This is a genomic window from Kitasatospora sp. NPDC089797 (assembly GCF_040684795.1).
In the GTDB taxonomy this organism is placed as follows: Bacteria; Actinomycetota; Actinomycetes; order Streptomycetales; family Streptomycetaceae; genus Kitasatospora.
The window spans coordinates 98,427-124,693 of the sequence record NZ_JBFBGS010000030.1 but is presented as its reverse complement, the minus strand read 5'-3'; the positions used below and the strand labels follow the sequence as shown (position 1 = coordinate 124,693).

Annotated in this window: 18 protein-coding genes, 2 tRNA genes, 1 pseudogene and 1 riboswitch; of the genes and pseudogenes, 11 read left to right on the top strand and 10 right to left on the bottom strand. The window is 76.1% G+C overall.

Annotation, left to right across the window (positions count from 1 at the left end; all coding sequences use genetic code 11):
* Positions 1-431 precede the first annotated feature (431 nt).
* Both AB0O91_RS24675 and AB0O91_RS24670 read right to left on the bottom strand, forming a co-directional pair.
* A pseudogene (locus AB0O91_RS24675) lies at positions 432-1,691 on the bottom strand (SpoIIE family protein phosphatase); the annotation flags it as partial.
* Between the two features lie 206 nt (positions 1,692-1,897).
* Positions 1,898-3,247: an FAD-dependent oxidoreductase gene (locus tag AB0O91_RS24670; RefSeq protein WP_363436803.1), complete on the bottom strand. Its 1,350-nt coding sequence runs from the start codon at positions 3,245-3,247 to the stop codon at positions 1,898-1,900.
* Positions 3,248-3,797: 550 nt separating this feature from the next.
* Between AB0O91_RS24670 and AB0O91_RS24665 the strand changes: the two genes are divergently transcribed.
* Both AB0O91_RS24665 and AB0O91_RS24660 read left to right on the top strand, forming a co-directional pair.
* Complete coding sequence (locus AB0O91_RS24665; protein ID WP_363436789.1) at positions 3,798-4,670, top strand: helix-turn-helix domain-containing protein; 873 nt, start codon at positions 3,798-3,800, stop codon at positions 4,668-4,670.
* Positions 4,671-5,072: 402 nt separating this feature from the next.
* Positions 5,073-7,322, top strand: a complete 2,250-nt coding sequence (locus tag AB0O91_RS24660) for a sigma-70 family RNA polymerase sigma factor (RefSeq protein ID WP_363436786.1) — start codon at positions 5,073-5,075, stop codon at positions 7,320-7,322.
* Between the two features lie 119 nt (positions 7,323-7,441).
* On the opposite strand, the gene AB0O91_RS24655 is transcribed toward AB0O91_RS24660, so the two are convergent.
* From AB0O91_RS24655 to AB0O91_RS24645, 3 genes are all read right to left on the bottom strand, one after another.
* Positions 7,442-8,146, bottom strand: coding sequence for a DsbA family oxidoreductase (locus tag AB0O91_RS24655; protein ID WP_363436783.1), 705 nt, complete (start codon positions 8,144-8,146; stop codon positions 7,442-7,444).
* Between the two features lie 126 nt (positions 8,147-8,272).
* Positions 8,273-8,794 carry a universal stress protein gene (locus AB0O91_RS24650; RefSeq protein ID WP_363436780.1) on the bottom strand — a complete coding sequence of 174 codons (522 nt, stop codon included), beginning with the start codon at positions 8,792-8,794 and terminating at the stop codon, positions 8,273-8,275.
* Positions 8,795-8,905: 111 nt separating this feature from the next.
* A complete protein-coding gene (locus AB0O91_RS24645; RefSeq protein WP_363436777.1) occupies positions 8,906-11,083 on the bottom strand; it encodes an asparagine synthase-related protein in 2,178 nt (725 codons plus the stop codon).
* 728 nt (positions 11,084-11,811) lie between these two features.
* Here AB0O91_RS24645 and AB0O91_RS24640 point away from each other — a divergent pair.
* From AB0O91_RS24640 to AB0O91_RS24605, 8 genes are all read left to right on the top strand, one after another.
* Entirely contained in the window at positions 11,812-13,239 is a 1,428-nt protein-coding gene (locus AB0O91_RS24640) for an MFS transporter (protein WP_363436774.1), read from the top strand.
* Between the two features lie 92 nt (positions 13,240-13,331).
* Positions 13,332-13,395 (top strand) — tRNA-OTHER (locus tag AB0O91_RS24635).
* A 435-nt stretch (positions 13,396-13,830) separates the two neighbouring features.
* Positions 13,831-15,411, top strand: coding sequence for a TROVE domain-containing protein (locus AB0O91_RS24630; RefSeq protein WP_363436771.1), 1,581 nt, complete (start codon positions 13,831-13,833; stop codon positions 15,409-15,411).
* A gap of 474 nt (positions 15,412-15,885) precedes the next feature.
* Positions 15,886-17,124 carry an L-2-hydroxyglutarate oxidase gene (lhgO, locus tag AB0O91_RS24625; protein WP_363436768.1) on the top strand — a complete coding sequence of 413 codons (1,239 nt, stop codon included), beginning with the start codon at positions 15,886-15,888 and terminating at the stop codon, positions 17,122-17,124.
* A gap of 149 nt (positions 17,125-17,273) precedes the next feature.
* Positions 17,274-18,104, top strand: a complete 831-nt coding sequence (gene trmB / locus AB0O91_RS24620) for a tRNA (guanosine(46)-N7)-methyltransferase TrmB (protein ID WP_363436765.1) — start codon at positions 17,274-17,276, stop codon at positions 18,102-18,104.
* Between the two features lie 116 nt (positions 18,105-18,220).
* Positions 18,221-19,543, top strand: coding sequence for a PrsW family intramembrane metalloprotease (locus tag AB0O91_RS24615; protein WP_363436762.1), 1,323 nt, complete (start codon positions 18,221-18,223; stop codon positions 19,541-19,543).
* Positions 19,544-19,609: 66 nt separating this feature from the next.
* A tRNA-Met gene (locus AB0O91_RS24610) sits at positions 19,610-19,683 on the top strand.
* Positions 19,684-20,163: 480 nt separating this feature from the next.
* Positions 20,164-21,309, top strand: coding sequence for a hypothetical protein (locus AB0O91_RS24605; RefSeq protein WP_363436759.1), 1,146 nt, complete (start codon positions 20,164-20,166; stop codon positions 21,307-21,309).
* Positions 21,310-21,322: 13 nt separating this feature from the next.
* On the opposite strand, the gene AB0O91_RS24600 is transcribed toward AB0O91_RS24605, so the two are convergent.
* The 4 genes from AB0O91_RS24600 to AB0O91_RS24585 all read right to left on the bottom strand — a co-directional run bounded on the left by AB0O91_RS24600 (position 21,323) and on the right by AB0O91_RS24585 (position 24,187).
* A complete protein-coding gene (locus tag AB0O91_RS24600; RefSeq protein ID WP_363436757.1) occupies positions 21,323-21,769 on the bottom strand; it encodes a GNAT family N-acetyltransferase in 447 nt (148 codons plus the stop codon).
* The gene (locus tag AB0O91_RS24595; protein ID WP_363436754.1) at positions 21,766-22,566 is read right to left on the bottom strand and encodes a hypothetical protein; all 801 of its coding nucleotides are present in this window, start codon (positions 22,564-22,566) and stop codon (positions 21,766-21,768) included. Before AB0O91_RS24595 ends, AB0O91_RS24600 begins: the two co-directional genes overlap by 4 nt.
* A 156-nt stretch (positions 22,567-22,722) precedes the next feature.
* Positions 22,723-23,466 carry a sensor domain-containing protein gene (locus tag AB0O91_RS24590; RefSeq protein ID WP_363436751.1) on the bottom strand — a complete coding sequence of 248 codons (744 nt, stop codon included), beginning with the start codon at positions 23,464-23,466 and terminating at the stop codon, positions 22,723-22,725.
* Positions 23,467-23,596: 130 nt separating this feature from the next.
* A complete protein-coding gene (locus AB0O91_RS24585; RefSeq protein ID WP_363436748.1) occupies positions 23,597-24,187 on the bottom strand; it encodes a GNAT family protein in 591 nt (196 codons plus the stop codon).
* A 42-nt stretch (positions 24,188-24,229) separates the two neighbouring features.
* On the opposite strand from AB0O91_RS24585, the gene AB0O91_RS24580 reads away from it, so the two are divergent.
* Entirely contained in the window at positions 24,230-25,105 is an 876-nt protein-coding gene (locus AB0O91_RS24580; protein WP_363436745.1) for a hypothetical protein, read from the top strand.
* A 67-nt stretch (positions 25,106-25,172) separates the two neighbouring features.
* Here AB0O91_RS24580 and AB0O91_RS24575 read toward each other — a convergent pair whose 3' ends face one another.
* Positions 25,173-26,006 carry a M23 family metallopeptidase gene (locus tag AB0O91_RS24575; RefSeq protein ID WP_363436742.1) on the bottom strand — a complete coding sequence of 278 codons (834 nt, stop codon included), beginning with the start codon at positions 26,004-26,006 and terminating at the stop codon, positions 25,173-25,175.
* A gap of 12 nt (positions 26,007-26,018) precedes the next feature.
* Positions 26,019-26,177: riboswitch (cyclic di-AMP (ydaO/yuaA leader) on the bottom strand.
* Positions 26,178-26,267: the final 90 nt, after the last annotated feature.

Below are 26,267 nucleotides of genomic sequence, written 5' to 3'. Positions count from 1 at the left end.
TTCCTTCGGACCGCCTTCCAGCGGGCCCTCCGGGCGCTTCGTTCTTTCGTGTTTCCAGCTTACCAGATGTTTTCCGCTCCGTTTTCCGGGGCTTCGTCATCCAACTCGCTGGTGTCGTCTGCGGCTTGACGCCCCGTCCGACGTTCCAAACTGTAGCCGATCCCCGCTCCGAAAAGCGAATCCAGCCGCAATCCGATAAAACGCACATGCCAAATAAGCCCCCGGCCGGAACGCGCGAAAAACGCGAACACAGCCCGGCGCGAACCGAGAAGTGGTGTTTCAAGGGATTGGCTGCCCCGGGACCGTCCGCGCTGTGAAGCGTGTCCGGTGCTCCCTGCCAGGCAGCTCGAAGAACACTAGACCTGTGGGCTCACCGAGTCAAGCCCCGCAAGTGAATTCTCGGCCTCCTCCGCCACGGGCAGCTGGAAGGCCAGGACGGCGACGTCGTCGTCGTGCTCCGAGGTCACGCCCATCGCCCGCAGCAGCCGGGCGCAGATCACCTCGGGGGCGCCGATCGCGCCGGTGAGGGTGCGGGCCAGCAGGTCGAGCCCCTGGTCGATGTCCTCGTCTCGGCGCTCGACCAGGCCGTCCGTATAGAGGACGCCGGTGGTGCCGGGCAGCAGGCGCAGGGTGTGGGAGACGTGCAGCCCGCCGCCGGTGCCGAGCGGGGGGCCGTTCTGCTCCTCGCTGCGCAGGATGGTTCCGTCGGGGCAGCGCAGCAGTATCGGGAGGTGCCCGGCCGAGGCGTAGGAGAGGGTGCGGCGCTCCGGGTCCCAGACGGCGTAGGTGCAGGTGGCGATCTGGTTGGCGTCGATCTCCATGGCGAGGCCGTCGAGGAGGCGCATCACCTCGTGCGGCGGGAGGTCGATGCGGGCGTAGGCGCGGACGGCGGTGCGCAGCTGGCCCATCACGGCCGCGGCCCGCAGGCCCCGACCCATGACGTCGCCGATGACGAGGGCGGTGCGGCCGCCGGCGATGCCGATGACGTCGTACCAGTCGCCGCCGACCGCGGCCTCGGCGCCGCCCGGCTGGTAGGTGGCGGCGACCCGGAGGCCGGCCGGCTGGTCGAGCTTCTGCGGGAGCAGGCTGCGCTGGAGGGTGACGGCGGCCTCGCGCTGCCGGCGTTCGGCTTCGCGCAGGCGGGCCGCGGCGAGCACCTGGTCGGTGACCTCGGCGGCGAAGATCAGCACACCGGCGGGCGGGCCCTCGGCAGGGGTGTCGCCGGTGTCGCCGGATCCGAGCGGGACGCAGGAGACGTTGTAGTAGCGGTTGCCGGTGAGGCCCAGGATGCAGCGGGCCTTGACGCTGCGGGGGCGACCGCCGCGGATGACCTGGTCCATCAGGGGCAGGACGCCCATGGTGCCGAGTTCGGGGAGGGCCTCGCCCGCCGGCAGTCCGGTGGGGCGGTCGCCGAAGAGCTCGCGGTAGGCGCGGTTGGCGTAGCCGAGCTGGTGGAGCGGGCCGTAGGTGACGGCGACCGGGGCGGGGATCCGGTTGAGGACCTCGCGCAGGTTCTGGGGTTTGTGCGGGTCGAGGAGTTCTGCGGTGGCCGCGGGGCTGCTGGGGTCCCGGGGGCCGGGCACGACGACGCCGTCGACGGCGGGCGTGCCCTCGTCGGTGCCGGCCCCGTTGGGCGGGGCGGCACGCCAGGGGACTCCGGTGAGCCGGGCGCTCCAGCGCATGAGGTTCAAACGACGGCCGCTTCCTCGGTTTCCAGGCATATCATCACTTTTTGTGTGCGTATCAGCACACGGGGTAATGACCAGTTCGGGCTGATCCTGTCAGGCGGAGGGCCCGTTCCGGAAGTCGCCCGCCCGGCGTGGCCGTCGGATCGGCCGGCGGACCGGCCCCCGGAGGGGTCTCCGGACCGGTCGTCGGCCGGGGGTGGCGACGGCGTTCACCGGGGAGCTCCCGGCCCGGCGTCGAACCCCTCCCCGAAGCGCGCACGCGGGCGCTCCACCGCTCCCAGCGAGACCACCTCGCGGGAGAACACGCCGCCCAGCACCCAGTCCATCAGCACCCGCACCCGGCGCTCCGTGCTCGGCAGCCGTCGCAGGTGCCGCGCCCGGTGCAGCCACCACGCCCGCCGTCCGGTGAGCCGGCCGCCGCGCCGGGTGTGGGCCACCGCCCGGTGCAGGCCCAGCGAGGTCGAGCAGACGGCGGGCCCGGGGCGGTACGCGGCGAGCCCCGGCGCGTGCGGCCCGTCGGCCAGGGCCACCGCGAGGTTGCGGGCCAGCAGCTCGGCCTGGGCGAAGGCGTGCTGGGCGTTGGGGGCGCACGGGGCGCCCCCCGCCTCCGGATCGGGGACGGCCGCGCAGTCGCCGACCGCCCAGACACCGGGCAGCGCGCGCCCGTCCGGGCCGACGGCCTGGAGGGTGGCCAGACAGCGGACCCGGCCCAGGGTGTCCAGCGGCAGATCGGTGTCGCGCAGCATCGGTGCGGGCCGGACCCCCGCCGTCCAGACCAGGGTGCGGGCGCCGAAGCGGCTGCCGTCGGAGAGCGCGGCGACGCCGCCGACCGCGGACTCCAGGGTGGTGCGCAGCCGGATGTCGACACCGCGCTCGCGCAGTTGGCCGAGGGTGTGCTCGGCGAGCTCGGGCGACTCCCCGGCGAGGATCCGGTCGGTGGCCTCCACCAGCACCCAGCGCAGGTCCTCCACCCGGATGTTGTGGTAGCCCCGCACGGCGGTGCGGACCATGTCCTCCAGCTCGGCGAGCGCGCCGACGCCCGCGTAGCCGGCGCCGACGAAGACGAAGGTGAGCGCGGACTGCCGCAGGGCGGGATCGCGGGTGGCGGAGGCCAGGTCGAGCTGTTCCAGGACGTGGTTGCGCAGGTGCACCGCGTCGGCGACGGTGGAGAAGCCGAGTCCGTGCTCCGCCAGGCCCGGCACCGGGGCGCTGCGGGGTCCCGAGCCGGGGGCCACCACCAGGACGTCATAGGGGAGTTCGAGCGGCGCCGGGCCCTCGCCCGGGCCCGCGGCGTCGGCCAGGGCACGCCGGGTGGCGTGTTCGATCCGGGTGACCCGGGCGGTGAGCACCCGGCAGTCCGGCAGGGCCCGGCGCAGCGGGACGACCACGTGCCGGGGGTCGATCGAGCCAGCCGCGACCTCGGCCAGCAGCGGGTGGTAGGTGAAGTAGGCCCGGGGTTCGACCACGGTGATCTCGACCTCCCCGCGCCGCAGCTGCTCCCGCAGGCCGCGCTGGAGGTCGAGCGCGGCGGCGGTCCCGGCGCAGCCGCCTCCGACGATCAGGATCCTGATGGCGCACCTCCTGCCGATGTGACGTTTCGTCCCGGCCGCGCGGCCGGGGGTATCCCCCCGTCGCGCCCCCCTATGAAGGACCGGCGGAGGTGGTCTTGTCCACAGTCCGTACGGGGCTGGTTGCCACGGAAGGGGCGGCCGTGACCAGTTGTGCTTGCTGGGCGACTTTCTGACGCACTTTCGGCCGCGAAGAGCCGTGAACTATGGTCGGATTGTGTGCCGGAGCGGCCACCGCCATGACAACCGGCGGCGACGCACCGTGGAGCTGCCACTACGGCCAGTTCCAGCGTTGGCGCGAGATCCCGACTGGGGGAGAGTCATCCGGGGAAGGGTAGTTCCCGGACGAGGCCCCGGACGGTGCCGACGCGCCGAGCCGGACGTGAAGGCGGCCCGGCGGCAAGACCGTGGTCACCGGAACGGGACGGGCGGCACGAGCAATGGGTCATCTGGTCATTTCTGACGGGCTGAGCTGCACCGGGGGGTGCAGGGGCGGGCGACGACAGGGTCCGGTTTCGGACGCCTGCGGGGGAGAGTTGGGATGATGGAGCAGAAGCAGGTGTTGGGGCGGGCGGGAGCACCGCACGCCGGACAGGGCATGGTGCCGGAGCAGCGCGGCCCGGTGGACCTGCCGCAGGCGGGGATGTCGTACGCGGCCGTCCCGTACCGGACGGACCCTCCGCAGACCAGCGCGCCGGTGCCCGGCGCCCGGCTGCGGGTGGACGCGCGGCGGAACCTGGAGAGCGTGCTGCGCGCGGCCCGGGAGGTGTTCGGCGAGTTCGGCTACGGCGCTCCGATGGAGGAGGTCGCGCGCCGGGCCGGGGTCGGGGTCGGCACGGTCTACCGGCGGTTCCCGAGCAAGGAGGTGCTGGTCCAGCGGATCGCCGCCGAGGAGGTGGCCTGGCTGACCGCGCAGGCGCGGGAGTCGCTGTACGGCGGCGACGGCGCCTGGGACGCCCTGGCCGGGTACCTGGCCCGGGCGGTCGGCACCGGGGCCGGGCGGCTGCTGCCGCCGGAGGCGTTCCGGTACGCGGAGGAGTTGGGCCGGGTGCCCGAGCAGCGGGCGGCGGAGGCCCCGGCGGCCGTCCGCTTCGACCTGCGCGGTGAGGAGGCCCGGGCCGGTGCGCCGGTCGAGCCCTCGACGGCGGACGCCGATCCGCGGCTGCTGCTGCAGCTGTTGGCCGCGCTGGTGGCGCGGGCCGGCGCGGCGGGCGAGCTGCGGCCGGGCGTGACGGTGTCGGACGTGGTGCTGGTGCTGACCGCGTCGGTGCCGGTGCACGCGGGCCGGCCCTCGGTCTCGGCGCCGCCGACGGCCGGTTTCACGGCGGTTGGTCCGCAGCCGGACGGGCAGGCGGTCTCCGGGCCGTCGGACCGGCTGCTGCAGATACTGCTGGACGGCCTGCGGTCGCGCTGACGCCCGTTCGGGCCGGCTCCGGTGCGCCGGGGGCGGCACCGGGGGCGCCGGAGGGCGGTGCCGGAGGCGTCGGACAGGCACGGTCGACGCGCCCGGCGGGCAGCGGAGTTGGAGGAGGGACCGGCGCGCGGGCAGGGCGCGCGCGCCGGGTGCGGGAGCCGTGCGACCCACCGCCGCACGCTGGGCGAACACCTCCGCGACGCCCCCTCGGAAGGGTGGGTACCGGCCGGTCCGGCTACCGCCCGTCCCTGCGCTATGCCATCCTTTGCCCGTGGTTGGAGCCAATGTCCCGATGCGCGCCCTTCGCGCGCCGTCGGCGCCGTATGCCGGGGAACCGTGCGCCTACGCACTCCCGCGCGCCCTGCCACACTACGGGGGCTGTCGTGGAATCTGGGGTCCGTTGTGAGCGCCGAGGAACAGAACGACTACGGGTACGGGCGCGACGTCGGGGGCTTCTCCGGTAGCACCGCCGAAGGGCCCGCCGCGGGCGCCGGTGGTATCGGCGGCGTCGACGACGCCCACGGTGCCGGCCAAGTTCCGGGCACCGCAGGCGGTTCGCCCACCGGACACGTCCCGGACCAGGCCGGCATGCCCAGCCGCGAGTCGCTGTCCGCCTCCGCCGCCGGGCTCCCGCCCGGGCGGGTGCCCGGCCAGGCCCCGGCCGGCCGCGGCGGCGTCGCCCCCGAGGCGTTCGTCGGCGAGCCCTTCGCCGGTGACCGCCGCCGGGCCCGCCCCACCGTGCCCGCCCCCGCCGACCCGGTCGACGGCGACCGCCCCGCCTCCGACGCCGAGTTGACCGCCCGGGTGCGGGCCGGCGACGACACCGCGTACGAGGAGATCTACCTCCGGCACGCCGACTCGGTGCGCCGTTACGCGCGCACCTGCTGCCGGGACAGCTTCACCGCCGAGGACCTGGCGGGCGAGGTCTTCGCCCGCACCCTCCAGGCGCTCAAGGCCGGCAAGGGCCCCGAGTTCGCCGTCCGCGCCTATCTGCTGACCGCCGTGCGCAACGTCGCCGCCGCCTGGACCCGCAGCGAACGGCGTGAACAACTCGTCGACGACTTCGGCGTGTTCGCCCAGAGCTCGGCCGCCGTGGTCGACCTCGACCTGGCCGACCCGGGCGCCGACGCCTGGGCGATGGCGATGGCCGACCAGCGCATGGTGATGCAGGCCTACGCCGAACTGCCCGAGGACGACCGGGTGGTGCTCTGGCACACCGAGGTCGAGCAGGAGTCGCCGAAGACCGTCGCCGTGCTGCTCGGCAAGACCGCCAACGCCACCGCCGTCCAGGCCCACCGGGCCCGCGACCGGCTCGCCGCCGGCTTCCTCCAGGCGCACGTCTCCGGCAGCCAGGACAGCGCCTGCGAGGCCTACGCCAACCGGCTCGGCGCGTACGCCCGCGGCTCGCTGCGCAAGCGCGCCTCGGCCGAGGTCGGACGGCACCTCAGGGAGTGCGACCGCTGCACCGCGGCCTGCCTGGAACTCACCGAGATCAACACCGGCCTGCGCGCGCTGCTGCCCGGCGGCGTGCTGGTCTGGGTCGGCGTCGGCGGCTTCAGCGCCGCTGCGGCCGCCGTGGGCGGTGCCGCCGCCGTCGGCGGTGCGGCCGCAGCGGGCGGCGCGGCTGCGGCCGCCGCCGGGTCCTCGGGGACCGCCTCCGGCACGGCCGGTGCGGCGGGTGCGGCCGGCGCTTCGGGTGCCTCCGGCGGCAGCACGGCAGGTGCCGCCGCCGGGGAGGGCCTCGGCACCGCCGCCAAGGCCGGGATCGCCGCCGCCGTGGCGGTCGCGGCCGCCGCCGTGGCCGCGTACGCGCTCACCGGCTCGCCCGAGGCGAAGCCCCCGGCGGCCGCTCCCCCGGCCACCGCGGCGCCCGTCTCCCCCGCCCCGGCGGTGCCCGCGCCGCCCGCCCCGGCCCCGCCGGCGCCGACGCCCGCGCCGAGCAGTGCCGCCCCGGAACCGGCCGTCAGCCCGAGCGCCACCCCGAGCCGGCAGCCCACCGCCAGGCCCAGCGAGCCCCCGGCGGCCACCCGGGCCCCGCGGAGCGAGCCGCCGGTCAGCAGTCCGACCAGCGAGGCGGCGACCTCGCCGGCCCCGGAACCGCCACCGGTGCCGACCCCGGAACCACCGGTCGTCCCGACCCGGACCCCGACCGTGCCGCCGGTGCCGACGCCGACCGTCGTCCCGCCCACCCCGCCCGCGCCCACGGACTTCTGGGGCGACTCGCTGCCCGTGACCAAGCCCGGCAACAACCGGGTGCCGCCGGACGGCCCGAGCATCCGGCAGAAGGGCAGCGACCGGTTCTCGCAACGCTCCGGCGGCTGGATCGCCGGCGAGTACCGACCGCACGCCATCACCGTGCACGCCCCGGCCACCACGCTGATCGACCTCAACCGCAGCTGCACGTCCTTCGACGCGGTCGCCGGGGTCGACGACGCCACGCTCACCCCCGGCGGGGTGGTCTTCACCGTCCAGGGCGGCGACGGCAGCACCCTGTGGCGCTCCCCGGCGCTCGCCGCCGGGGACGACGCGGTGCCGGTGCACGTACCGCTGGCCGGACAGAAGTCGATCCGTCTGGTGGTCACGCCGGCGAACGGGGTCTGGTCGGTGCTGAACGTCTCGGACTGGGCGCAGGCGCGGTTCAGGTGCTCGTGACGTCCGGGTAGTGCGCGTCGGGGCCCGCTCCTCCGGGAGGAGCGGGCCCCGACGTGCGCCACCGGCGGCTTCGACGGTGTCGGCCGCGGTGCGCCCGGCGTCAGATCGCGCAGGAACCGTCAGATCGCGCAGGAGCCGTCCGCACAGGCCTCGCCGGCCGGGGCGACCGGCAGCGGGGCCGGACGGCGCTCGCCGATCTCGGCGGCCACCTGCTCCAGCACCTTGCCGAAGGTCTCGGCGTCCTGCCCGCCCTGGACCGCCCACTTGCCCTCGAACACGAAGGTCGGTACGGCGGAGATGCCCAGCTCACGGGCCTCGGCCAGCTGGGCGCGGACCTCGGCGGTGCCCTCGTCGCCCGCCAGGTAGGCGGCCACCCGCTCGCGGTCCAGCCCGGCCGCCACGGCGACGTCGGTCAGCGCGGCGCGGTCACCGACGTCCACGCCGTCGGTGAAGTGCGCCTTCAGCAGCGCCTCCTTGACCCGGCCCTGCGCCTCGGCGCCGTACTCGGTCTCGGCGAGGTGCAGCAGGCGGTGGCCCAGGAAGGTGTTGGCGTGCAGGGCGGCGTCGAAGTCGTACGTGATGCCCTCGGCGAGGCCCAGCTCGGCGACCCGGGCGTCCATCGCGACCGACTGCGGGCCGTAGCGCTCGGCCAGCCAGGCGCGGTGCGGGCTCGCCGTCGCGGGCGCGTCCGGCACCAGCTGGTACGGGCGGTAGACGACCTCGACGGCCTCCTTGCCCGGGAACTCCGCCAGGGCCTGCTCGAAGCGGCGCTTACCGATGTAGCACCAGGGGCAGGCGATGTCGGACCAGATCTCGACCTTCATGTGCGGGGGCTCCAGGGGCGTCTCGTGGGAGGTGTACGAGATAGGTGAACGATGAACCATCTCGGTACATTCCCGACAACCTCCGGCATCGTCCGGCATCGTCGGGGCGGGCGGTGCCGGGCGGGATCAGGCGTCCGCGGGCGCCGGGACCACCAGCACCGGGCACGCCGCGTGGTGCACCGCCGCCGAACTCACCGAGCCCAGCAGCAGCCGGGCGAAGCCCCCGTTGCCCCGGGTGCCGACCACCAGCGTGTGCTGCCGGGTGGAGGCCTCCAGCAGCACCTCGATGACGTTGCCCAGCACCACGTGCAGCGACAGCTCCCCCGCGTACGGCCGGACCCGCTGCCGCAACACCGTCGCCACCGCCCGGCGCAGCCCGTCCGCCATGCTCTCCACCAGCGTCTCCACGCTCTCCTGGACCAGCTCCGCCATCCCCGGCGGGTAGCCGGCCGGCGCGGGGTTCACCACGGCCAGCACGTACAGCGGCAGCCCGAACAGCTCCGCCTCCGTCATCGCCCGGTCCAGCGCCCACAGCGAGCCGTCCGACCCGTCGCAGGCCGCCAGCACTCCGGGCGGCCGCCCCGTCGGCGGCCGCCCCAGCACCGACAGCACCACGGGAACCTCCTGCCCCGGGCTCACTCCGGCCACCGCACACGCTCCTCACCGCGGACTCACAGCCCCGCCATCATCGCCCGCCCGGTCGGATCCCCCGGCCGAGCCGCGCCGGGCGGGCCGGCGGGCAGGGTGCCGCCGACGGCCTCAGGGGGTGAGCGCCGGGGGCCGGGGGTGGGGGAGGCCGGTCCAGCAGGCGCCGTGGCGGCGGGCGCGGATGCGGCGGAGCCAGAGTTCGGTGGAGACCAGCTCGGCCAGGCCGGCGAGGGCGGTCGGGGAGAGCGGGGCCGCGAGGTCGGCGCGGACGGCGGGGAGGTCGATCAGGCCCGCCTCGGCCAGGAGCGGGGCGTCGAACAGCTCGGCGAGGCCGTCGGCGGCGAGCCGCAGGCCGGCCCGGGTCGGGGCGGTGCGGTCGGGGCGGGGGCCGCGGCCCCAGTCGGGGGGCAGGTCGGTGCGGCCGGCGCCGGTGAGGACGGCGTGCAGGAGGGCGTGCCGGGCACCGGGTTGGAGGCGGACGTCGTCGGGGAGCAGCCGGGCGGCGCGCACCACCTGGTTGTCGAGGAAGGGCGCGTGCAGCCGCTGGCCGGGCCGTTCGGCGGCGTGCACGAGCGTGCGGTAGGAGCGTGCGTGGCGGTGGAGGGCGTGCCGGGCGCGGTGCGCGCCGGGGTGCTCCCCGGGCGCCGGTCTGCGCGCCGCCAGCCGCAGCCGCAGGGCCACCGAGGAGAGCGCGTCGTCGGAGAGCCAGCGGGCCGCCGGGCCGGGGACGCACCAGGCGAGGTCCACGGCCGAGCGGTCGCCGGCCGTGCCCGCGCCGTCCGGGACGTGCCGGGCGGTCAGCTTGGCGGCGGCCTCGTCCAGCGCCTCGGCGTAGCGGACCCGGGAGAGCCGGTGGGCGGCCCGGACCACGGTGAGCGGGGTGCGCAGCGCGCCGGCCAGCACGCCCGCGACGGCCCGGTCGGCGCCGGCCAACGCCGCGACCGGGGGCAGCAGTTCGCGCGGCCGGCCGGCCCGGATGAGGTCGGCGAGCCGGGCCGGGTGGCCGTCCAGGACCTGTCGGGCGCCGTAGCCGGTGAGGTGGTCGGTGCCGCCGGCGGCGAAGCGGGCCCCGGCCCGGGCGGCGGCGACGAGTTCGGGGCCGGGCTCGTCGGTGAGCGGGCCGGCCTGCGGGTCGGCGCGCAGGACGGCGTACGGGAGGGTGTCGGGGCCGGGGGCGAGCACGGTGTGCCGCAGCCGCGGGGTGTCGGGGGCGAGCGCGAGGGTGGTGGGCGGTTCGGTCTCGCCGAGCGTGACGGCGGCCAACTGCTCGGGGGCGGTGGGCTCCTGGGCGGTGCCCCGGGCCCAGGAGCCCTTGACCGCGCCGCTCCTGGCCCCGCCCGCGGCCCTCCGTCCGGGCCCGGATCCGGGCCCCGGGCCGGTGCCGGCCTCGATCGCGAGCGCCGCCGGGCCCCCGGCCGCCGGGGTCTGGGCCGGGGCCGGCAACGGCACGGCGGCGGCCAGCAGGGCGACGGTCGCGGAGGCGGTGCCGTACGAGAGGTCGACGCCGAGCCGCGCCCGCCCCGCCGGGTCGCCGGCCGGCGCGGGGGTGCGGACCCGGGAGCGGACCGACTCCAGCAGCGCGCGGGTGAGTTCGCGGACGGCGGGCGCCTCGTCGCGCGGCTGTTCGGCGCCGGTCGGTTCGTCGTAGGCGTCGAGGTACGGGCGGCCGCCGCGGACGGCCAGCACGTGCCCGGGCGGCACCCGCTGGACGCCCAGGTACGGCGTGCCGGTGCCGAGCGCCTCGGGGGACTCGGGGCAGGCGAGCCGGGCGGCGAGGTGGCCGGTGTCCAGCGCGGCGCCGACCAGGTCGGCGAGCGGGAGGGCGGCGGTGGCGTACGCGGTGCCGCCGGCCCAGGGGGTGTGGAAGACCGGCTGGGCGCCGGCGAGGTCGGTGAGCAGCAGGGTGGAGCGGGTGCCGGTGCGCAGCACGACGGTGTAGCTGCCGGGCCAGGCGGTGAGGTGGCGGACGGCGCCGCCGCGGGCGGCGGCGAGGCCGGCGGCGAGTTCGGCGTCGGTGGCTCCGCAGTGGCCGAGGACGGCGAGCCGGATGGTGGCGGGGGTGTCCACGACCGGGTCGGGGTCGGTGGGGCCGGTGCTGACGGTCGCGCGGGCGCCGGGGCGGAGGGTGGCCAGGCGGATCTCCTCGGGCCGCCAGTCGCCCACCGCCCAGAGCGGGTCGGGGCCGGTCCACAGGGGGCGCGCGGCGATCGGCGCGACCGTGGCGAGGGCCTCGTGCACGGGCGTGCCCGCCCGGGGCGTGCCCGTGCTCCAGCCCGTCAGCCACCGCATCGCGCCTCCACCGGACGAGGACCTGCACTCGTGCGGCGCGTCCGGGGTCGGGCGGGCGGCCGGGTGGGGTGCCGGGGCGGTGCGCGCGCGTCCGGGCGTGCCCCGTCCGGGCGCGCCGTCAGGAGACATCGTGCCACCACCGGGCCCTGCCGGGGCGGGTGTTGTCGGTTCCGTTCCGGTTCCGCCGCGGATCCGCCCCCCGGTCCGCCCCGGGTCCGCGGACGCCGGGTCGGGGGTGGGTGCGGCGGGCCGGGCCTCCCCCTCCGTGGCCCGGACCGCCCGGGGTGGCGCCCTTGACATGGGCATCGCGAGATGGCCGAAAGGCGTCACCCGGTCCGGGAGGGCATCCGCATGCCCTCCCGGACTCAACCGCCGCCCGCGGGGATTGAGGCGGCGGCATCCCCCGGCCCGCCGGGTCCTCGACGGCGGGCCGACCCACGACCACCAGCGAATCGCCGACCAGCCGGTCGGGCCAGGGGGCACGGCCGGGCGCACGTGAACACGGGACCGGAGCACGACGCTCCGGCGCGCGGCACGCCCGATCCACTCCGGGTGGTCCGGACCAATCCCGGCGACGGGCCCGCGCGACGGCGCCGGGTGCGCGATCCCGCCATCCGGAATGCGGCCTCTTAACCGTCGGAACGCGTCCGACTACTCTAGGTACAGCAGCTACGGCCCGGTGCCGCCCGGGCCCCGCGCACAAGGCCGCAGGAGGTGCCGCCGCCACCATGACCGTCAGCCCACGAGGACCGAACGAACGGCTCGGCACGCTCCTGACCCTCGCCCAGATCAGCAACGCCGGACTGGCCCGCCGGGTCAACGACCTGGGCGCCCAGCGCGGACTGACCCTGCGCTACGACAAGACCTCGGTGGCCCGCTGGGTCAGCAAGGGCATGGTGCCGCAGGGGCCCGTCCCGCACCTGATCGCCACCGCGATCGGCGGCAAGCTCGGCCGGCCCGTCCCGCTGGAGGAGATCGGCCTCGGCGACACCGACCCGGCGCCCGAACTCGGCCTGGCCTTCCCGCGCGAGGTCGCCGACGCGGTGCGCTCCGCCACCGACCTGTTCCGGGTCGACCTCGACCTGCGCCGCGGGCCGGGCGGCGGCCGCTGGAGCGACAGCCTGGCCGGCACCTTCTCGGTCGCCGCCTACGCGACCCCGGTCTCCCGCTGGCTGATCAACCCGGCGGACGGCTCGGTGGCCCGCGAGGTGCCCCGCTCCCCGAGCGAGAACTCCTCCTACCGGGTCGGCCACTCGGACGCCGTCAAGCTCCGCGAGGCCGCCCAGGAGGCCCGCCGCTGGGACTCCAAGTACGGTGGCGGGGACTGGCGTTCGTCGATGGTGCCGGAGTGCCTGCGGGTGGAGGCGGCGCCGCTGCTGCTGGCCTCGTACAGCGACGCGGTGGGCCGGGCGCTGTTCGGCGCGACCGCCGAACTGACCCGACTGGCCGGGTGGATGGCCTTCGACACCGGGCAGCACGAGGCCGCCCAGCGGTACTACATCCAGGCCCTGCGGCTCGCCCGGGCCGCCGCCGACGTCCCGCTCGGCGGGTACGTGCTGGCCTCGATGAGCCTCCAGGCCGGCTACCGGGGCTTCGCCGAGGAGGCCGTCGACCTCGCCCAGGCCGCGCTGGAGCGCAACCGCAGCCTGGCCACCGCCCGGACCATGAGCTTCTTCCACCTGGTCGAGGCGCGGGCCCAGGCCAAGGCCCGCAACGCGGCGGCGTGCGCGACAGCGCTCGGCGCGGCGGAGAGCGCACTGGAACGGGCGCGCGCCGGGGATCCCGATCCGGCGTGGATCGACTTCTACGCCTACGACCGGCTGGCCGCCGACGCCGCCGAGTGCTTCCGCGACCTCGGCGTGCCCGCCAAGGTCCGACAGTTCACCCGCGAGGCACTGGCCAAGCCCACCGAGGGCTTCGTCCGCTCGCACGGCCTGCGGCTGGTGGTCTCGGCGATGGCCGAGGCGGAGGCCGGCGACCTGGACGCCGCGGTCGCCGCGGGCGAGCGCGCCGTCGAGGTGGCCGGCCGGATCTCCTCGCAGCGCAGCCGGGAGTACGTGGTGGAGATGCTGCGGCGCCTGGAGCCGTTCCAGGGCGAGCGCCGGGTACGGGAGCTGACGGAGCGGGCGCGGGCCGTGATCGTCGCTCCGGCGTGAGCCCCCGGGCCCGGCCGACAACCCGACCGACAACCCGGCGATAAATGGGGATGCACCCGCGAGAGGGACCTGGATAAGGTCTCTCTCGTCCAGGTGCGCAGGCAGAGGTTACTTCCACTCCTAATGGGCAGGTCGCGGGTTCGAATCCCGTCATCGGCTTTCAGGCCGGTGTAGCTCAGTGGCCTAGAGCAGCTTCGTCACCTCAGCCGTCCTCGATCTCTGGACACCTACACGTGAATAGAATTCCGCACCTCCCGGTGCGAAGGCAGCGGTTACTTCTGGTAGACGCCGGTATTCCGGCGTAGCGGTTCGAGCCCGCGAAACACCGCCGCCCATCCTGATCTCGGGAGGCAGCTGCGCTTCGGAGTGCCCGGTGCGCAGGCGGGGGTTACTTCGGATCTTGCGGTTCCGGGTTCAAATCCCGGGCGTGCCGTGCGCGAGTGCGGCCGCTAGCTCAATCCGGTAGAGCACAAGGCATATACACCTCCGCCGCCGCCGGTCGTCGCACGACGACCGGCACGATCTCGGGCACCCCGGCCGCAGCATGCCTCCCTCCCGTGAACGACCACGCACGCCGAGGGGGGCTGCAGCATGTCCAGGTTCAACATCCGCAAGGCCAAGGCGACTCCGACGTCACCGGTGACCACCACCGGGCAGCGCACGGCCAACCACAACGGCGGCACCGGTTTCGTCCGGGACGCCAGGTCCGAGCTGTTCCTGCTGGCCGTGGCCAACATGGTCGGCCAGGACACCTTCTACGAGCGCGGCGGCGCCCGCGACGACCGCTACACCGCACTGGTGCGCGAACTCGCCGTCACCGACCCGGAGTGGACCCTCGGGCTGCTGCGCTGGCTGCGGTACGGCGCCCAGATGCGCACCGCCGCGCTGGTCGGCGCCGCCGAGTTCACCCGGGCCCGGCTGGACGCCGGCGCCCACGGGCACTCCCGGCAGGCCGTCGACGCCGTGCTGCGGCGCGCCGACGAGCCCGGCGAGCTGCTCGCGTACTGGACGTCGCGCTACGGCCGGGCACTGCCCAAGCCGCTGAAGCGCGGTGTCGCGGACGCGGTGCGGCGGCTGTACGACGCCCGCGCGCTGCTCAAGTACGACACCGCGGGCAAGGGCTACCGCTTCGGTGACGTCCTGGAGTTGACCCACCCGGCTCCGGACCCGGCCAAGCCCTGGCAGGGCGCGTTGTTCGGGTACGCGCTGGACCGTCGGCACCGGCCGGAGGAGGCCGTCCCGCCCGTCGTCGACGGGATGCTGACCGCCAACCGCGAGCTGCTCGCGCTGCCCGTGGCGGAGCGCCGGGCGGCCGTGACGGCACCGGACGGCGCGCAGCGGCTGGCCGCCGCCGGGCTGACCTGGGAGGCGCTGGCGGGCTGGTTGCAGGGGCCGATGGACGCGGCGGCCTGGGCGGCGGTGATCCCCTCGATGGGTTCGATGGCGCTGGTCCGGAACCTGCGCAACTTCGACCGGGCCGGCGTGTCGGACGAGGTCGCGGCCGAGGTGGCCCGGCGGGTCTCCGACCGGGGCGAGGTACGGCGTTCGCGCCAGTTCCCGTTCCGCTACCTGGCCGCGTACCGGCACGCGCCCTCGCTGCGGTGGGGGCACGCGCTGGAGACCGCGCTCGGCCACTCGCTCGCCAACGTGCCCGAGCTGCCCGGTCGGACGCTGATCCTGGTCGACCGCTCCGGCTCGATGTTCGACCGGCCCGGTGCGCAGACCGAGCTCAACCGGGCGGACTCGGCGGCGATCTTCGGCACCGCGCTGAAGGTCCGCGCGGCCTCGGCGGACCTGGTGGAGTTCGGCTCCAGCAGCCGAGTGATCGAGGTCGGCCCCGGGGAGGCGGTGCTGCGAGTGCTGGAACGTTTCTCCAACCTCGGTGGCACCAACACCGCCCAGGCGGTCCGCTCGCACTACCGGGGCCACGACCGGGTGGTGATCGTCACCGACGAGCAGCCCGGTTCCGGCTACCGGAACGAGGGCGACGCGCTCGCCGCCGTCCCGGCCCACGTGCCCGTCTACACCTGGAACCTGGCCGGCTACGCCACCGGCCACGGCCCCAGCGGCGTCGCCAACCGGCACACCTTCGGTGGCCTCGGCGACGCGGCCTTCCGGCTGATCCCGCTCCTGGAGGCCGGGTCCGACGCCGGCTGGCCCTGGGAGGTCTGAAGCCCCGTGTGCCGACCGGGGGGACGGCACACCACCGAGCGGCCGGTCCGGGGGGGACGGCGGCCGCGCACCGGGTCGGGGGCCCGGCGCGCGGCCGTCAGCGGCCGCACCGAGGAGGAGCCACCGGGGGAACGGCTCCGCCCCGCAACCGGGGTGGGCGGCAGGACACTGCCGCCCACCCCGGCGCGTCCACGTCCGCACCCGTCCACATCCACACGCACGCTCACGCTCACGTCCACCGTCACGTCCCCGTGCCCGCCCGGCCGGCGACCGGCGGCGGAGCACCCGCCCGCGCAGCGGAGCCTTGACGGGCCGACCGCGCACGGGCCGACCGCCGCACGGGCAGGGCACCGCCCGGACCGCGGTGGCCGGCAATCGCCGGCCACCGGCAGAACGTGTGCGAAACCGGCGCCGAGCGCCAACTCCCGTGGCACCATCGGCCGCAGGGGGCGGGCGACGGATGAGGAGCGCAGGGTGACGGGCGACGCATTCGATGTGGTCGTGGTCGGTGGCGGGATCGTCGGACTGGCCACGGCCCATGCCCTGACCGGGGCGCGGGCCGGGCTGCGGGTGGCCGTGCTGGAGAAGGAGAACGGCTTCGCCGCCCACCAGACCGGGCGCAACAGCGGGGTGATCCACAGCGGCGTGTACTACCGCCCCGGCTCCTACAAGGCCCGGTTCGCCGTCGAGGGCGCCGCCGAGCTGGTGGCGTTCTGCCGCGAGCACGGCATCCCGCACGAGGTCACCGGCAAGCTGATCGTCGCCACGGCCGACGCCGAACTGCCCCGGCTGGCGGCACTGGCCGAGCGCGGCCGGGCGAACGGCATCCCGGTCGCCGAGCTGGACCGGGCCGGGATCGCGCGCTACGAGCCGGAGGTCGTCGGTCGGGCCGGGCTGCACGTCGGCACCACCGGCATCTGCGACTTCCCGGCGGTCGCCACCACGTACGCCCGGCTGGCCCGGGAGGCCGGCGCCGAACTGCGGCCGGGCACCGAGGTGCGGACGGTCGCCCGGCGCCGGGACGGGGTGACGGTCGGCACCGCCGCCGGCGAGCTGCGCTGCCGGGTGCTGGTGAACTGCGCCGGGCTGCACAGCGACCGGATCGCCCGGCTGGCCGGGGACGACCCGGGGGTGCAGATCGTGCCGTTCCGCGGCGAGTACTACGAACTGGCCGAGCAGCGGCGGGACTTGGTGCGCGGCCTGGTCTACCCGGTGCCCGACCCGGCCTTCCCCTTCCTCGGCGTGCACCTCACCCGGGGCATCCACGGGGACGTCCACGTCGGCCCGAACGCGGTGCCCGCGCTGGCCCGCGAGGGGTACGACTGGCGCACCGTCCGCCCGCGCGACCTGGCCGGCACCCTGGCCTTCCCCGGCACCTGGCGGATCCTGCGCCGGCACTGGCGGTACGAGGTCGGCGAGTTGCACCGCTCACTGTCCAAGCGGGCGTTCACCACCGCCGTCCAGCGGCTGCTGCCCGCCGTGACCGCCGCCGACCTGGTGCCGGCCACCGCCGGGGTGCGGGCCCAGGCGGTCGCCCGGGACGGCTCGCTGCTGGACGACTTCGCCTTCGCGGGCTTCGACCCCGGGGACCCGCGCTCCCCCCGCCGCACCGTGCACGTGCTGAACGCCCCCTCCCCCGCCGCGACGGCCTCGCTGCCGATCGGCCGCGAGGTGGCCCGCCGGGCCCTGGCCGCGCTGGAGGCCGGCGGGTGAGCCCCCGGCGGCCGAACCGGGCGGGGATCGGGCGGGGATCGCGGCAGGGCCCGGCGGTCCCCCCGCCGTCCGACCCGGCCACCGGGCCGGATGAGCCCCGTCACACACCCCTGCGGGTGCCCGGCGCGGCCCCGTAGAATCGGGTGATTGTGACTGCCACCGCCCCGATCCCCCAGCAATCGCCGTCCGCCCGGCTGTCCGCGGCGCCGGCCGCCTACCCCGCGCCGATGTACCCGCACAAGGCCACCGAGGAACAGCACCGGGAGCAGCGCATCCGCAGCTTCCAGCCGCGCCGCGGCCGGATGACCAACGCCCAGGCGGGCGCCCTGGACCGGAGCTGGGAGACCTACGGCGTCCCGATCGACGGCACCCCGCTCGACCTGCGGGAGCTGTTCGGCGGCCGGCCGGTCACCCTGGAGATCGGCTTCGGCATGGGCGAGACCACCGCCGCGATGGCCGCCGCCGACCCCTCGACGGGCATCCTGGCCGCCGACGTGCACACCCCCGGCCACGGCAACCTGCTCGGCATGCTGGAGCGCGACGGCTCGCAGAACGTCCGGCTGGCCGCCGGCGACGCCGTCATCCTGCTGCGCGACATGCTGCCGGACGCCTCGCTGGCCGGTCTGCGGGTCTACTTCGCCGACCCGTGGCCGAAGCCCAAGCACCACAAGCGCCGGCTGATCCAGCCCGCCTTCCTCGACCTGGTGCTGCCCCGGCTCGCCCCGGGCGCCCTGGTGCACTGCGCGACCGACTGGGAGCACTACGCCGAGCAGATGCTGGCCGTGCTGTCCGCCTCGCCCGAGCTGGAGAACCTGCACCCGGAGGGTGACGGGACCGGCTGGCTGGAGCCCGCGGACCACCCGGACGGCAGCATCCCCGGCTACGCGCCCCGGCCGGACTGGCGGCCGGTCACCAAGTTCGAGCGGGCCGGCATCGCCAAGGGCCACGTGGTCCACGACCTGCTGTTCCGCCGCCGCTGACCCCCGGCGGCCCGTTCGAACGGGCCGCCGCGCTCCGGCCGCGCGGCCGGACCGGGTACTGACGGTTCGTCCCGAGTCCTCCCGGCGGGCCGCCGCCGTGGCCTACCCTGAGCCGCATGGGCAGCCCGTCCGGCGGCGGCCGGGGAGCCTGGCTGGGACGGGCCACCCTCCGCGGTGCCGCCGACGCACCGGGAACGGTCCCGCGCACCGGAGACACCCGGACCATCCCGGGGCCCCGGAGGCGCCGGGCCGACCGGCTGCTGCTCCGGCCGCGCGGCGCACCACCGCCCGTGCCCGCCGCCCGCGCCGCGCCGGGCGCCACGGACCGGCGGCCCGGCCGCGGCCGCCCGACGGCGCTCTCCTCGGTCACCGCGACCGCCGTGCTCACCCTGGTCTGCTGCGGGGTGCTGATCCTGCACCTGGTCCAGCGGCAGACCGGCACCGTCGGGCTGCTGGTCGGGCTGGGCCTCGCGATGGTGCCGCTGCCCTTCGTGCTGGGCGGCCTGGCCTGGCTCAACCTGACCGCCCGGGTGCCGTTGCGGCACACCGTGTTCTGTCTCGGCTGGGGCGCCTGCGCGGCCACCACCGTCGCGATCCTCGCCAACAACTGGACCGCCGACTACCTGACCACCCACCGGGGCGCGCTCGGCGGACTGCTCGGCACCGGGGTCGCCACCCCGGTGATCGAGGAGAGCGCCAAGGCCACCGCCCTGCTGGTGCTGCTCCTCCCGCTCGGCCGGCGGCTGCGCTGCCACAGCCGCCGCTCCGGCCGCCCCTGCGCGCCGCTGCTGCACGGGCCGCCCGCCCCCCGGCACCCCCGGCCGTACCCGCGCCGCCCGGCCGGACCGCACGCCCGCGGCCGGCTGCGGCTGCGGCCCTACCTGCGGCCGCTGCCGTACCTGTGCCCGGCCCCGCCCGCCCCGGGCGCGCCGCACCGCCGTTCCCGGCCGCGCACCCTGGCCGCCGGGATGGTCCTCGGCGGGATGACGGCCTGCGGCTTCGCCTTCACCGAGAACGCCCTCTACCTGGGCCGGGCCTTCACCACCGACCAGCGCAACCGGCTGGACAGCATCGGCCTGGGCGACCCGCCCAGCCTGCGCGACTTCGACGGCACCGTGCAGACCTTCGTGCTGCGCGCCCTGCTCTCCCCCTTCGCCCACCCGCTGTTCACCGCGCTCACCGGGATCGGCCTGGCCGTCGCCCTGACCACCGGGCGGCGCTGGCTGGCCCGGCTGGCCGCGCCGACCGGGCTGCTGCTGGCGATGGTGCTGCACGGCACCTGGAACGCGGCCGCCGACCTGGGCACGGACGGCTTCCTGGTGGTGTACGGGGTGCTGATGGTGCCCTGCTTCGTGGCGCTGGTCGGCTTCGCGCTCTGGGCCGGGTCCCGTGCCGCGCGGCACCCCGGACGGCACGGGCGGGACACCGCGCCGGGGTAGCGCCGGGGCCGCCCGGAGAACGGATTTCCCATCGCGGCGACTTCCACGTATTGTTGTGTTCACCGACGCGGGGTGGAGCAGCTCGGTAGCTCGCTGGGCTCATAACCCAGAGGTCGCAGGTTCAAATCCTGTCCCCGCTACTCAGTAGCCGAAAGGCCCGGAGGATCCGTCCTCCGGGCCTTTCGCGTTCCCGGGTACGGGCGGGGGCAGGAGGCTCCCGTCGGCCCGCGGATTTAATCCGTTGCCCTCCCGCCAGGAGGCTGCCTACAGTGGCGGCACACTGAAGGGAGGTGATCCTGAATTGAGTTCCATCAGGATGCGTGAGGTGGCTGCTCGCTAGAGCCGCCCCTGCCTGCGCAGGGTGAGGCCCCTGGCCTCCGGCAGGCGAAATCCATAGCAGTCACCCGGCCCGCAGGCTCACCGGCACATCCCCGGTGCCTCGGCGCCAGGCCAGTGCACGGGCCGGCGTCGAGGAGCAGCCTGCGGGTCGTCTGCGTTTCCGGCACCGGATCGGGCGGAGCCGTTCCGGTGGCCGCGCCCCGTCGTAGCGTCGGCGTTCCCCGGTCGTTCCCGGGGTGGGGCCCCGGCGCTAGAGTCGGCGCCGACACAGGGGGTGGGCGATGGCGAGGACGCGGCGACGGGCCGGCGCACCGGCACTGCGCAGGGCGCAGTGGACAGCGGCCGGGGTCCTGGCCGGCACCGGACTGCTCGGGCTGCTGCTGTTCGCGCTCGGCCGTGAGCAGGCCTGGCAGGCGCTCGGCGGCGGCCTGGTGGTCTCCGGGGCCGCCACGGTGCTCGGCGGCGCGCTGGGCTTCCTGTTCGGAGTGCCCCGGGTGCGCAACGGCTCCGGTGAGCCGCAGGGCTCGTACGCGCCGAACACCAACCTGGAGCAGGTCTCCGACTGGCTGACCAAGGTGCTGCTGGGCGTCGGACTGACCCAGCTCGGCTCGCTCGGCGAGCGGCTGCACCAGCTCGGGACGGCGCTGGCGCCCGCGCTGGGCGGCGCCGGGGCCGCGGTGCCGTTCGCGGCCGCGCTGGTGCTCTACTTCCTGGTGCTCGGCTTCCTGGCCGGCTGGTTGGTGACCAGGCTGGCACTGCCGCGGGTGCTGACCGAGACCGACGAGGCGCTGGACCTCTTCCTGGCCGGGCAGGACCACGACCGGCGGGGCGACAAGGTGGGCGCGGACGACCTGCGGATGCGCGCCATGCAGCAGCTCGGGCTGTTCGGCGACGGCACCGACCGGCCCGCCGCCCCGGCCGTGCAGCTGCCGCCCGGGCCGGGCGCCCCGGCCGGGCCGGACGGCGTGGTGGCCGAGGTCCGCTCGACCGCGAAGCGCTCGGCGCTGACCGCCGACCAGGTCCGCGAGCTCTTCGCGGACGGCTCCGAGACCTGCCGGATCCAGGCGCTCGCCCTGATGCAGGGCGACCCCTCGCTGGCGGACCTGCCGAGCGTGCTGGACGCGATCGAGCACCCGCGTTCGGGCTTCGAGCAGTACCACGCCCTGCTGGCCGCCCGCGGCCTGCTCTCCCAGCTGCCCGCCGCCGGGGCGCTGCGGCTGCGGACCGCCGTGGCGGCCCAACTGGTCGACCCGCAGGGGATTCCGTACGGGTCGGACCGCAGCTGGCTGGCGGAGAAGATCCTCTCCCGGCTGCCGGCGCCCGTCCCGGGCCTCGTCCCGACCCAGTCGACGCAGCCGGCACAGCCGACGACCGCGACTGCGGCTCCGGCGGGCGGACCGGGCGGCTCCCCGCCGTCGAACTCCTAGGGCCGGACCGGGCCTAGACCGCGAAGCGCAGTTCCGGCTGTTCCCAGGGCGTCTTGGTCCGCGGCGGGCGGGTGCCGGTGCGCTCGGCGCCCATCTGGAGGTAGAAGCCCTCGGCGGGCGGGTGCGAGACGACCTTGACCGCCGCGATCCCGGCCGCCCTGGCGCGGTCGAGCATGTCCGCGATCAACGCCCGTCCGATGCCCAGCCCCTGGGCCGCGTCGGCGACGAACATCAGGTCCAGTTCGGCCGGTTCGTGGATCAGCGCGTAGAAGCCGAGCAGTCGGCCGTCGGCCTCGTCGACCGCCATCCGCACCTCGTGGCGCTCGACGTAGTCGGGCGCCACGGCGTAGCCGTCGATCATCGCGAAGTACGCGCCGCGGTAGGCGGTGGAAGCCTGGATCAGTGCGGTGAGGCGGGCGGCGTCGGCGGGCTCGGCGGGCCGGATCGTGGTCTCGCTCATACGAACGAGTATAGGAGCCCACCCGGCGAGTGACTATTACATTTTGCCGAACCCCGGGGCACCGGCCGGGGCCGGCGGAGGCGGCGGTCGGCGGCCCGCAGCACCAGGACCCGCCGGGTGCGGCCGTCCCCGCCCGGCACCCGGAGCACCTCGCTGGCGATCCGGCGCTCGCCGAGCGCGTACCGCAGCCGGTCGAGGTGGCCGCAGCGCCGCCCCAGGCCGTCGTTCAGCGGCTGGACCCGCACCTCGCCGTCCCCGGCCGTCACCCGGACCAGCTCGACCAGGGCCGCCAACTGGCGCTCCGGCCCGAACAGTTCGGGGTAGGCGAAGATCAGGTGGCTGCTCAGGGTGAGCGCGAACGCGCCGTCCGCGAAGGGCAGCCGGGGCAGCGCGGCGGCCAGGTAGTCCTGGGGGTGGGCGGCGGAGTCGGCGGTGAACAGCCGGCGGGCGCGGTCCCAGCTGCGCAGGTAGCGCTCCGGCCGGAACGGACGGCACGGGTGGGACGAGGGGTACAGCTGGGGGCGGGCGGCCATCGCGGCGGCCATCGCCGCCCGGGCGGCCAGGGCCCGGGCGGCCACCTCGGGCGGCGGCAGCGCGTAGGCCGGGTCGACGGCGATCACCCGGCAGCCCAGCTCGCGCGCCTCGGCGACCAGGCCCGCCGCACCGCCCGGGCAGTCCAGCAGCGGGCCGGGCAGGGCGGCGAGGCCGGCCCGGGTGAGGCCGAAGAGGGAGCAGTACTCGTCCAGCGGACGGGAGGTGACCAGGATGTCCGGGTCCGGGCCGGGGGCGGTGATCACCCGGTCATCCGAACACGGGCCCGCCCCGCCCGCATCCGGAGCGCGTCCGGGTCCGGAACGCGTCCTCGGCGCGGCCGTGGCGGGAGGGGCCAGGGGGCCCCGGGAGGGCCGGACAGGACCGGGAGCGGCCGGGCGGCGGGCGGCGCCCGGGGCGGCTCAGCCGCCGAGCAGGCCCCGGGCGGCGGCCCGGTTGACGCCGGTCAGGCCGCGGACCAGCTGCGCGGTGAGGAAGACCAGCAGCAGCCCGACCGCCGAGAAGGCGGCGATCTGCCAGGTGCCCTCGATGTAGTAGGCGTGCCGGACGTGGTGGCTGTCGGTGAAGTCGAACAGCTGGTAGCCGCGCCAGGAGGTGTAGCGCGGGAACACCCAGTGGTAGACCGGGTAGAGCGCCATCGCCCAGCCCAGCACCAGGAACACCAGCGTCATGGTGAAGCTGAACACCGCCCAGGGGAACATCACCACCTGGTACAGCGCGGCCTTCCAGCCGGCCCCGTCGGCCAGCCGGGCGGTGATCGCGCCCCAGGCGCCCGGCCGGACCTGGCGCACCGGCGCCGGGGCCGGCACGTCCAGGGCGAGCAGCCCGCGCACCCGGACCAGCTCGGCCAGCCCCAGGCCCCGGCCGGCGCTGGTCAGACCGGCCAGCACCGGCAGGCCGAGGACGGTGACGACGGTGCCGAGGCCGAAGCAGAACAGCGCGATCGAGACGGCGAAGCCGACGATCGCCATCGGCAGCCCGGTGAGCACGTAGCCGACCTCCCGGTAGTAGTGCCCCGAGAAGGGCGCCCGCCAGAAGCCCGGCGGCTGCTCGGTGCGCCGGGCCCGGGCCGGGCGGGTTCCGTCGTCGCCGTAGCCGCCCGGGGCGTCCCAGTCCTGACCCAGCGTGCTTCCGCTGCTGCTCATCTCCGGCCCCCGGCCCCTCGTGCTCGCGTCCGTCACCACTCGCTGACGTGATCCAGTCTGCCCGGGGCGCGGCCCGGCGGACATCCGGCGGCCCGGCGGCCCGGGGGTGGGGTTAACCCCCGGCCGGCGGCTACCGGGCGGGCGGGAGGTCGGGCGGGAGGCCGGGCCAGTCGGCCGCGAGCAGCCCGTACCGGTACGCGTCGCGCCGGGCGCCGCCCGCGGGCCCGTCCTGCCGCACCCGCCCCTCCGCCCGGAAGCCGAGCCGGGTGAGCACCCTGGCCGAGGCGGTGTTGTCCGCGTCGACCGAGGCGGCCAGCCGGTGCAGGCCGAGCGCGCCGAAGGCGAGCCCGCAGAGCAGCCCGGCGGCCTCACCCGCGTAGCCGAGGCCCCGGACCCTGCTGCCCAGCACGTAGCCGAGGTCGGCGGAGCCGTCCGTGCCGAGGGTGAGCGCGGCCTGCCCGACCGGCACCGCGTCCGCCGGGTCCTCGGCGTCCGCCCGGCGGACCATGGCGAGCCGGTAGGTGGACCGCGGCTCGGCCATCGCCTCCTCCAGGTACAGCTCCAGCTGGTCGGCGCAGGTCTCCCGGTCGCACGGCCCGAAGGGGAGGTGGCGGGTCACCTCCGGGTCGCCGAACAGCGCGTGCAGCGCGTCCACCTCCGCCGGCGTGTGGTGGTACTCGCGGACGGCCAGTCTGGGGCCGAGGAGTCGGATCGGGACCATGGCTGCCGACCCTACCCGCGCCCGGCGACTACCGTTTCGAACATGAACGACGAAGACCTGCGACTCGCCCCGCGCACCAGGGCCGCCGACCTGCTGGCCTGGGCGGCCGGCCAGGACCGCGCGCCGGTGGCCGAGGCGCCGCTGCGCACGGTGCTGGCGCTGCTGGAGCTGGGCGAGGGCAGGATGCACGACGGCTGGCCCGAACTGACCTCCGACGCGGTGGAGCACCTGCTGTACGAGCGGCTCCACCTGTACGTCCAACCCGCGCCCGAAGAGGACCCGCTCGCCTACGGCGAGGCGGTGCGGCTGCTGGTCGACCACCAGCGGGCCGCGAAGCGGCTCAACGCCAAACGGCAGGAGCGGCTGCACGCCGAGGCCGAGTGGCAGGGCGAGGTCGCGGCCGGGCTGCTGCGCCGCGCCGACCTGGTGACCTGGCCCCGGCTGTACGCGGTGCTGCTGCACGCCCACGACGTGGACGTGGCGGACCCGGCGGCCGTCCGGGACTGGCTGGCCGGCTTCGCCGGACTGACCGAGGAGGAGCGGCTGGCCGGGTACGAGGCGCTGGGCCCGACCGGCTGGCTGGACGAGCCGGACGAGCAGGGCTGGTGGGGTGCGGGCCGGGTGCTGTCGGTCGGTATGGCCACCGACGGCGCGCGGCGGCTGCTGGAGCAGGGCCTGATGCGGCGCAGCTACCGCAACCTGGCCGAGCTGAACGCGCTGGGGCGGCCGATGCCGGACGAACTGGCCGGGGGCTTCGAGGAGTTCGAGACGGCGGCGGCCGAGGCCGCGCTCGACCTGCTGGGCGGGTGGACGGTGCCCGGGCTGCCGCGGCTGCTGGTGGAGGAGTTCCCCGAGCTGGCGCCGGAGCCGGGGGCGGCGGAGATCGAGGCGTACCTGGCGCAGCTGCCGCCGGAGTGACGCACCCGCCGGAACGGGTACCGCGAAGGCCCCGGACACCGGGTGTCCGGGGCCTTCGCGGCGGTGGCTACGGGGTGAGGCCGCGCTGCTGGAGCCAGGTCTCCGGGTCGACCGGGGCGCCGCCGCCGGGGCGGACCTCCAGGTGCAGGTGCGGGCCGGTCACGTTGCCGGTCGCGCCGACCTTGCCGATCTGCTGGCCGGCGGTCACCTTGCCGGAGCCCTTGATGATCGAGGAGAGGTGGCAGTACCAGATCTCGGTGCCGTCGGGCAGGGTCTCGACGATCCGGTAGCCGTACGCGCCGGACCAGCCGGCCGAGGTGATGGTGCCCTGGCCGAGCGCGAAGACGGCGGTGCCGGTGTCGGCGGCGAAGTCCAGGCCGGTGTGCAGGTGGGCCCAGTAGCGGGCGCTCTGGCCGTAGTGGGCGGAGAGGTTGTAGTCCTTCACCGGCAGGGTGAGGGCGGCGGCCTTGGCCCGCTCGGCCTCCGCCGCGGCCCGCTCGGCCTCCGCCTCCTTGGCGGCGGCCTTGGCCGCGGCCTCCTGGGCCGCCTGCACCCGGGCGTCCTCCTCGGCGGCGGTGCGCTGGCTGTCGGCCTGCTGCTGGATGCGGGCGGCGAGCGCGAGGCCGGGGTCGGCGGCCAGGGCGACCGGGGACTCGTCCTGGGCCTCGATCGCGGGCGCGGCGGCCGGGGTCGCGGAGGCGAAGCCGGTGGCGCCCAGGGTGGCGGCGACGGCGGTGACGCCGAGCAGCGGGGAGGCTCCGCGGGTCTGACGCGGCATCCGGTGGCGGTTGGCCTCGGCCTCCGGGGCGAGCGCCCCGGGGTCGTCCGGGACGGGGTGGTCGAGGAGCTGGGTACCGGCTGCGGGGCCGGCCGGGTGTGCCGGGGTGTGCGTCGACGCCACGGGGGCGCGCTCCTTTCCTTCCTTCGCGCCTACCGGGTTAGCTGACGGGTTCGGAGCAGGAAGGTCTCCTACGGCCGGGCCGGGGCCCCGCCGATTCACCCCAAGGAACGTGGTTCCCCGGCTCCCTGACCTGCCCGGAGGCCGGCCGGCGGGATTAGGCGACGGCGCACGGTGCCGTCTGGGTACGGCGTTGACGACCGCGCTGCGTTATCAAACGTTAATCCTAGGAGGCTCTGATTCCAAGCCATCCGTCCGGGACGG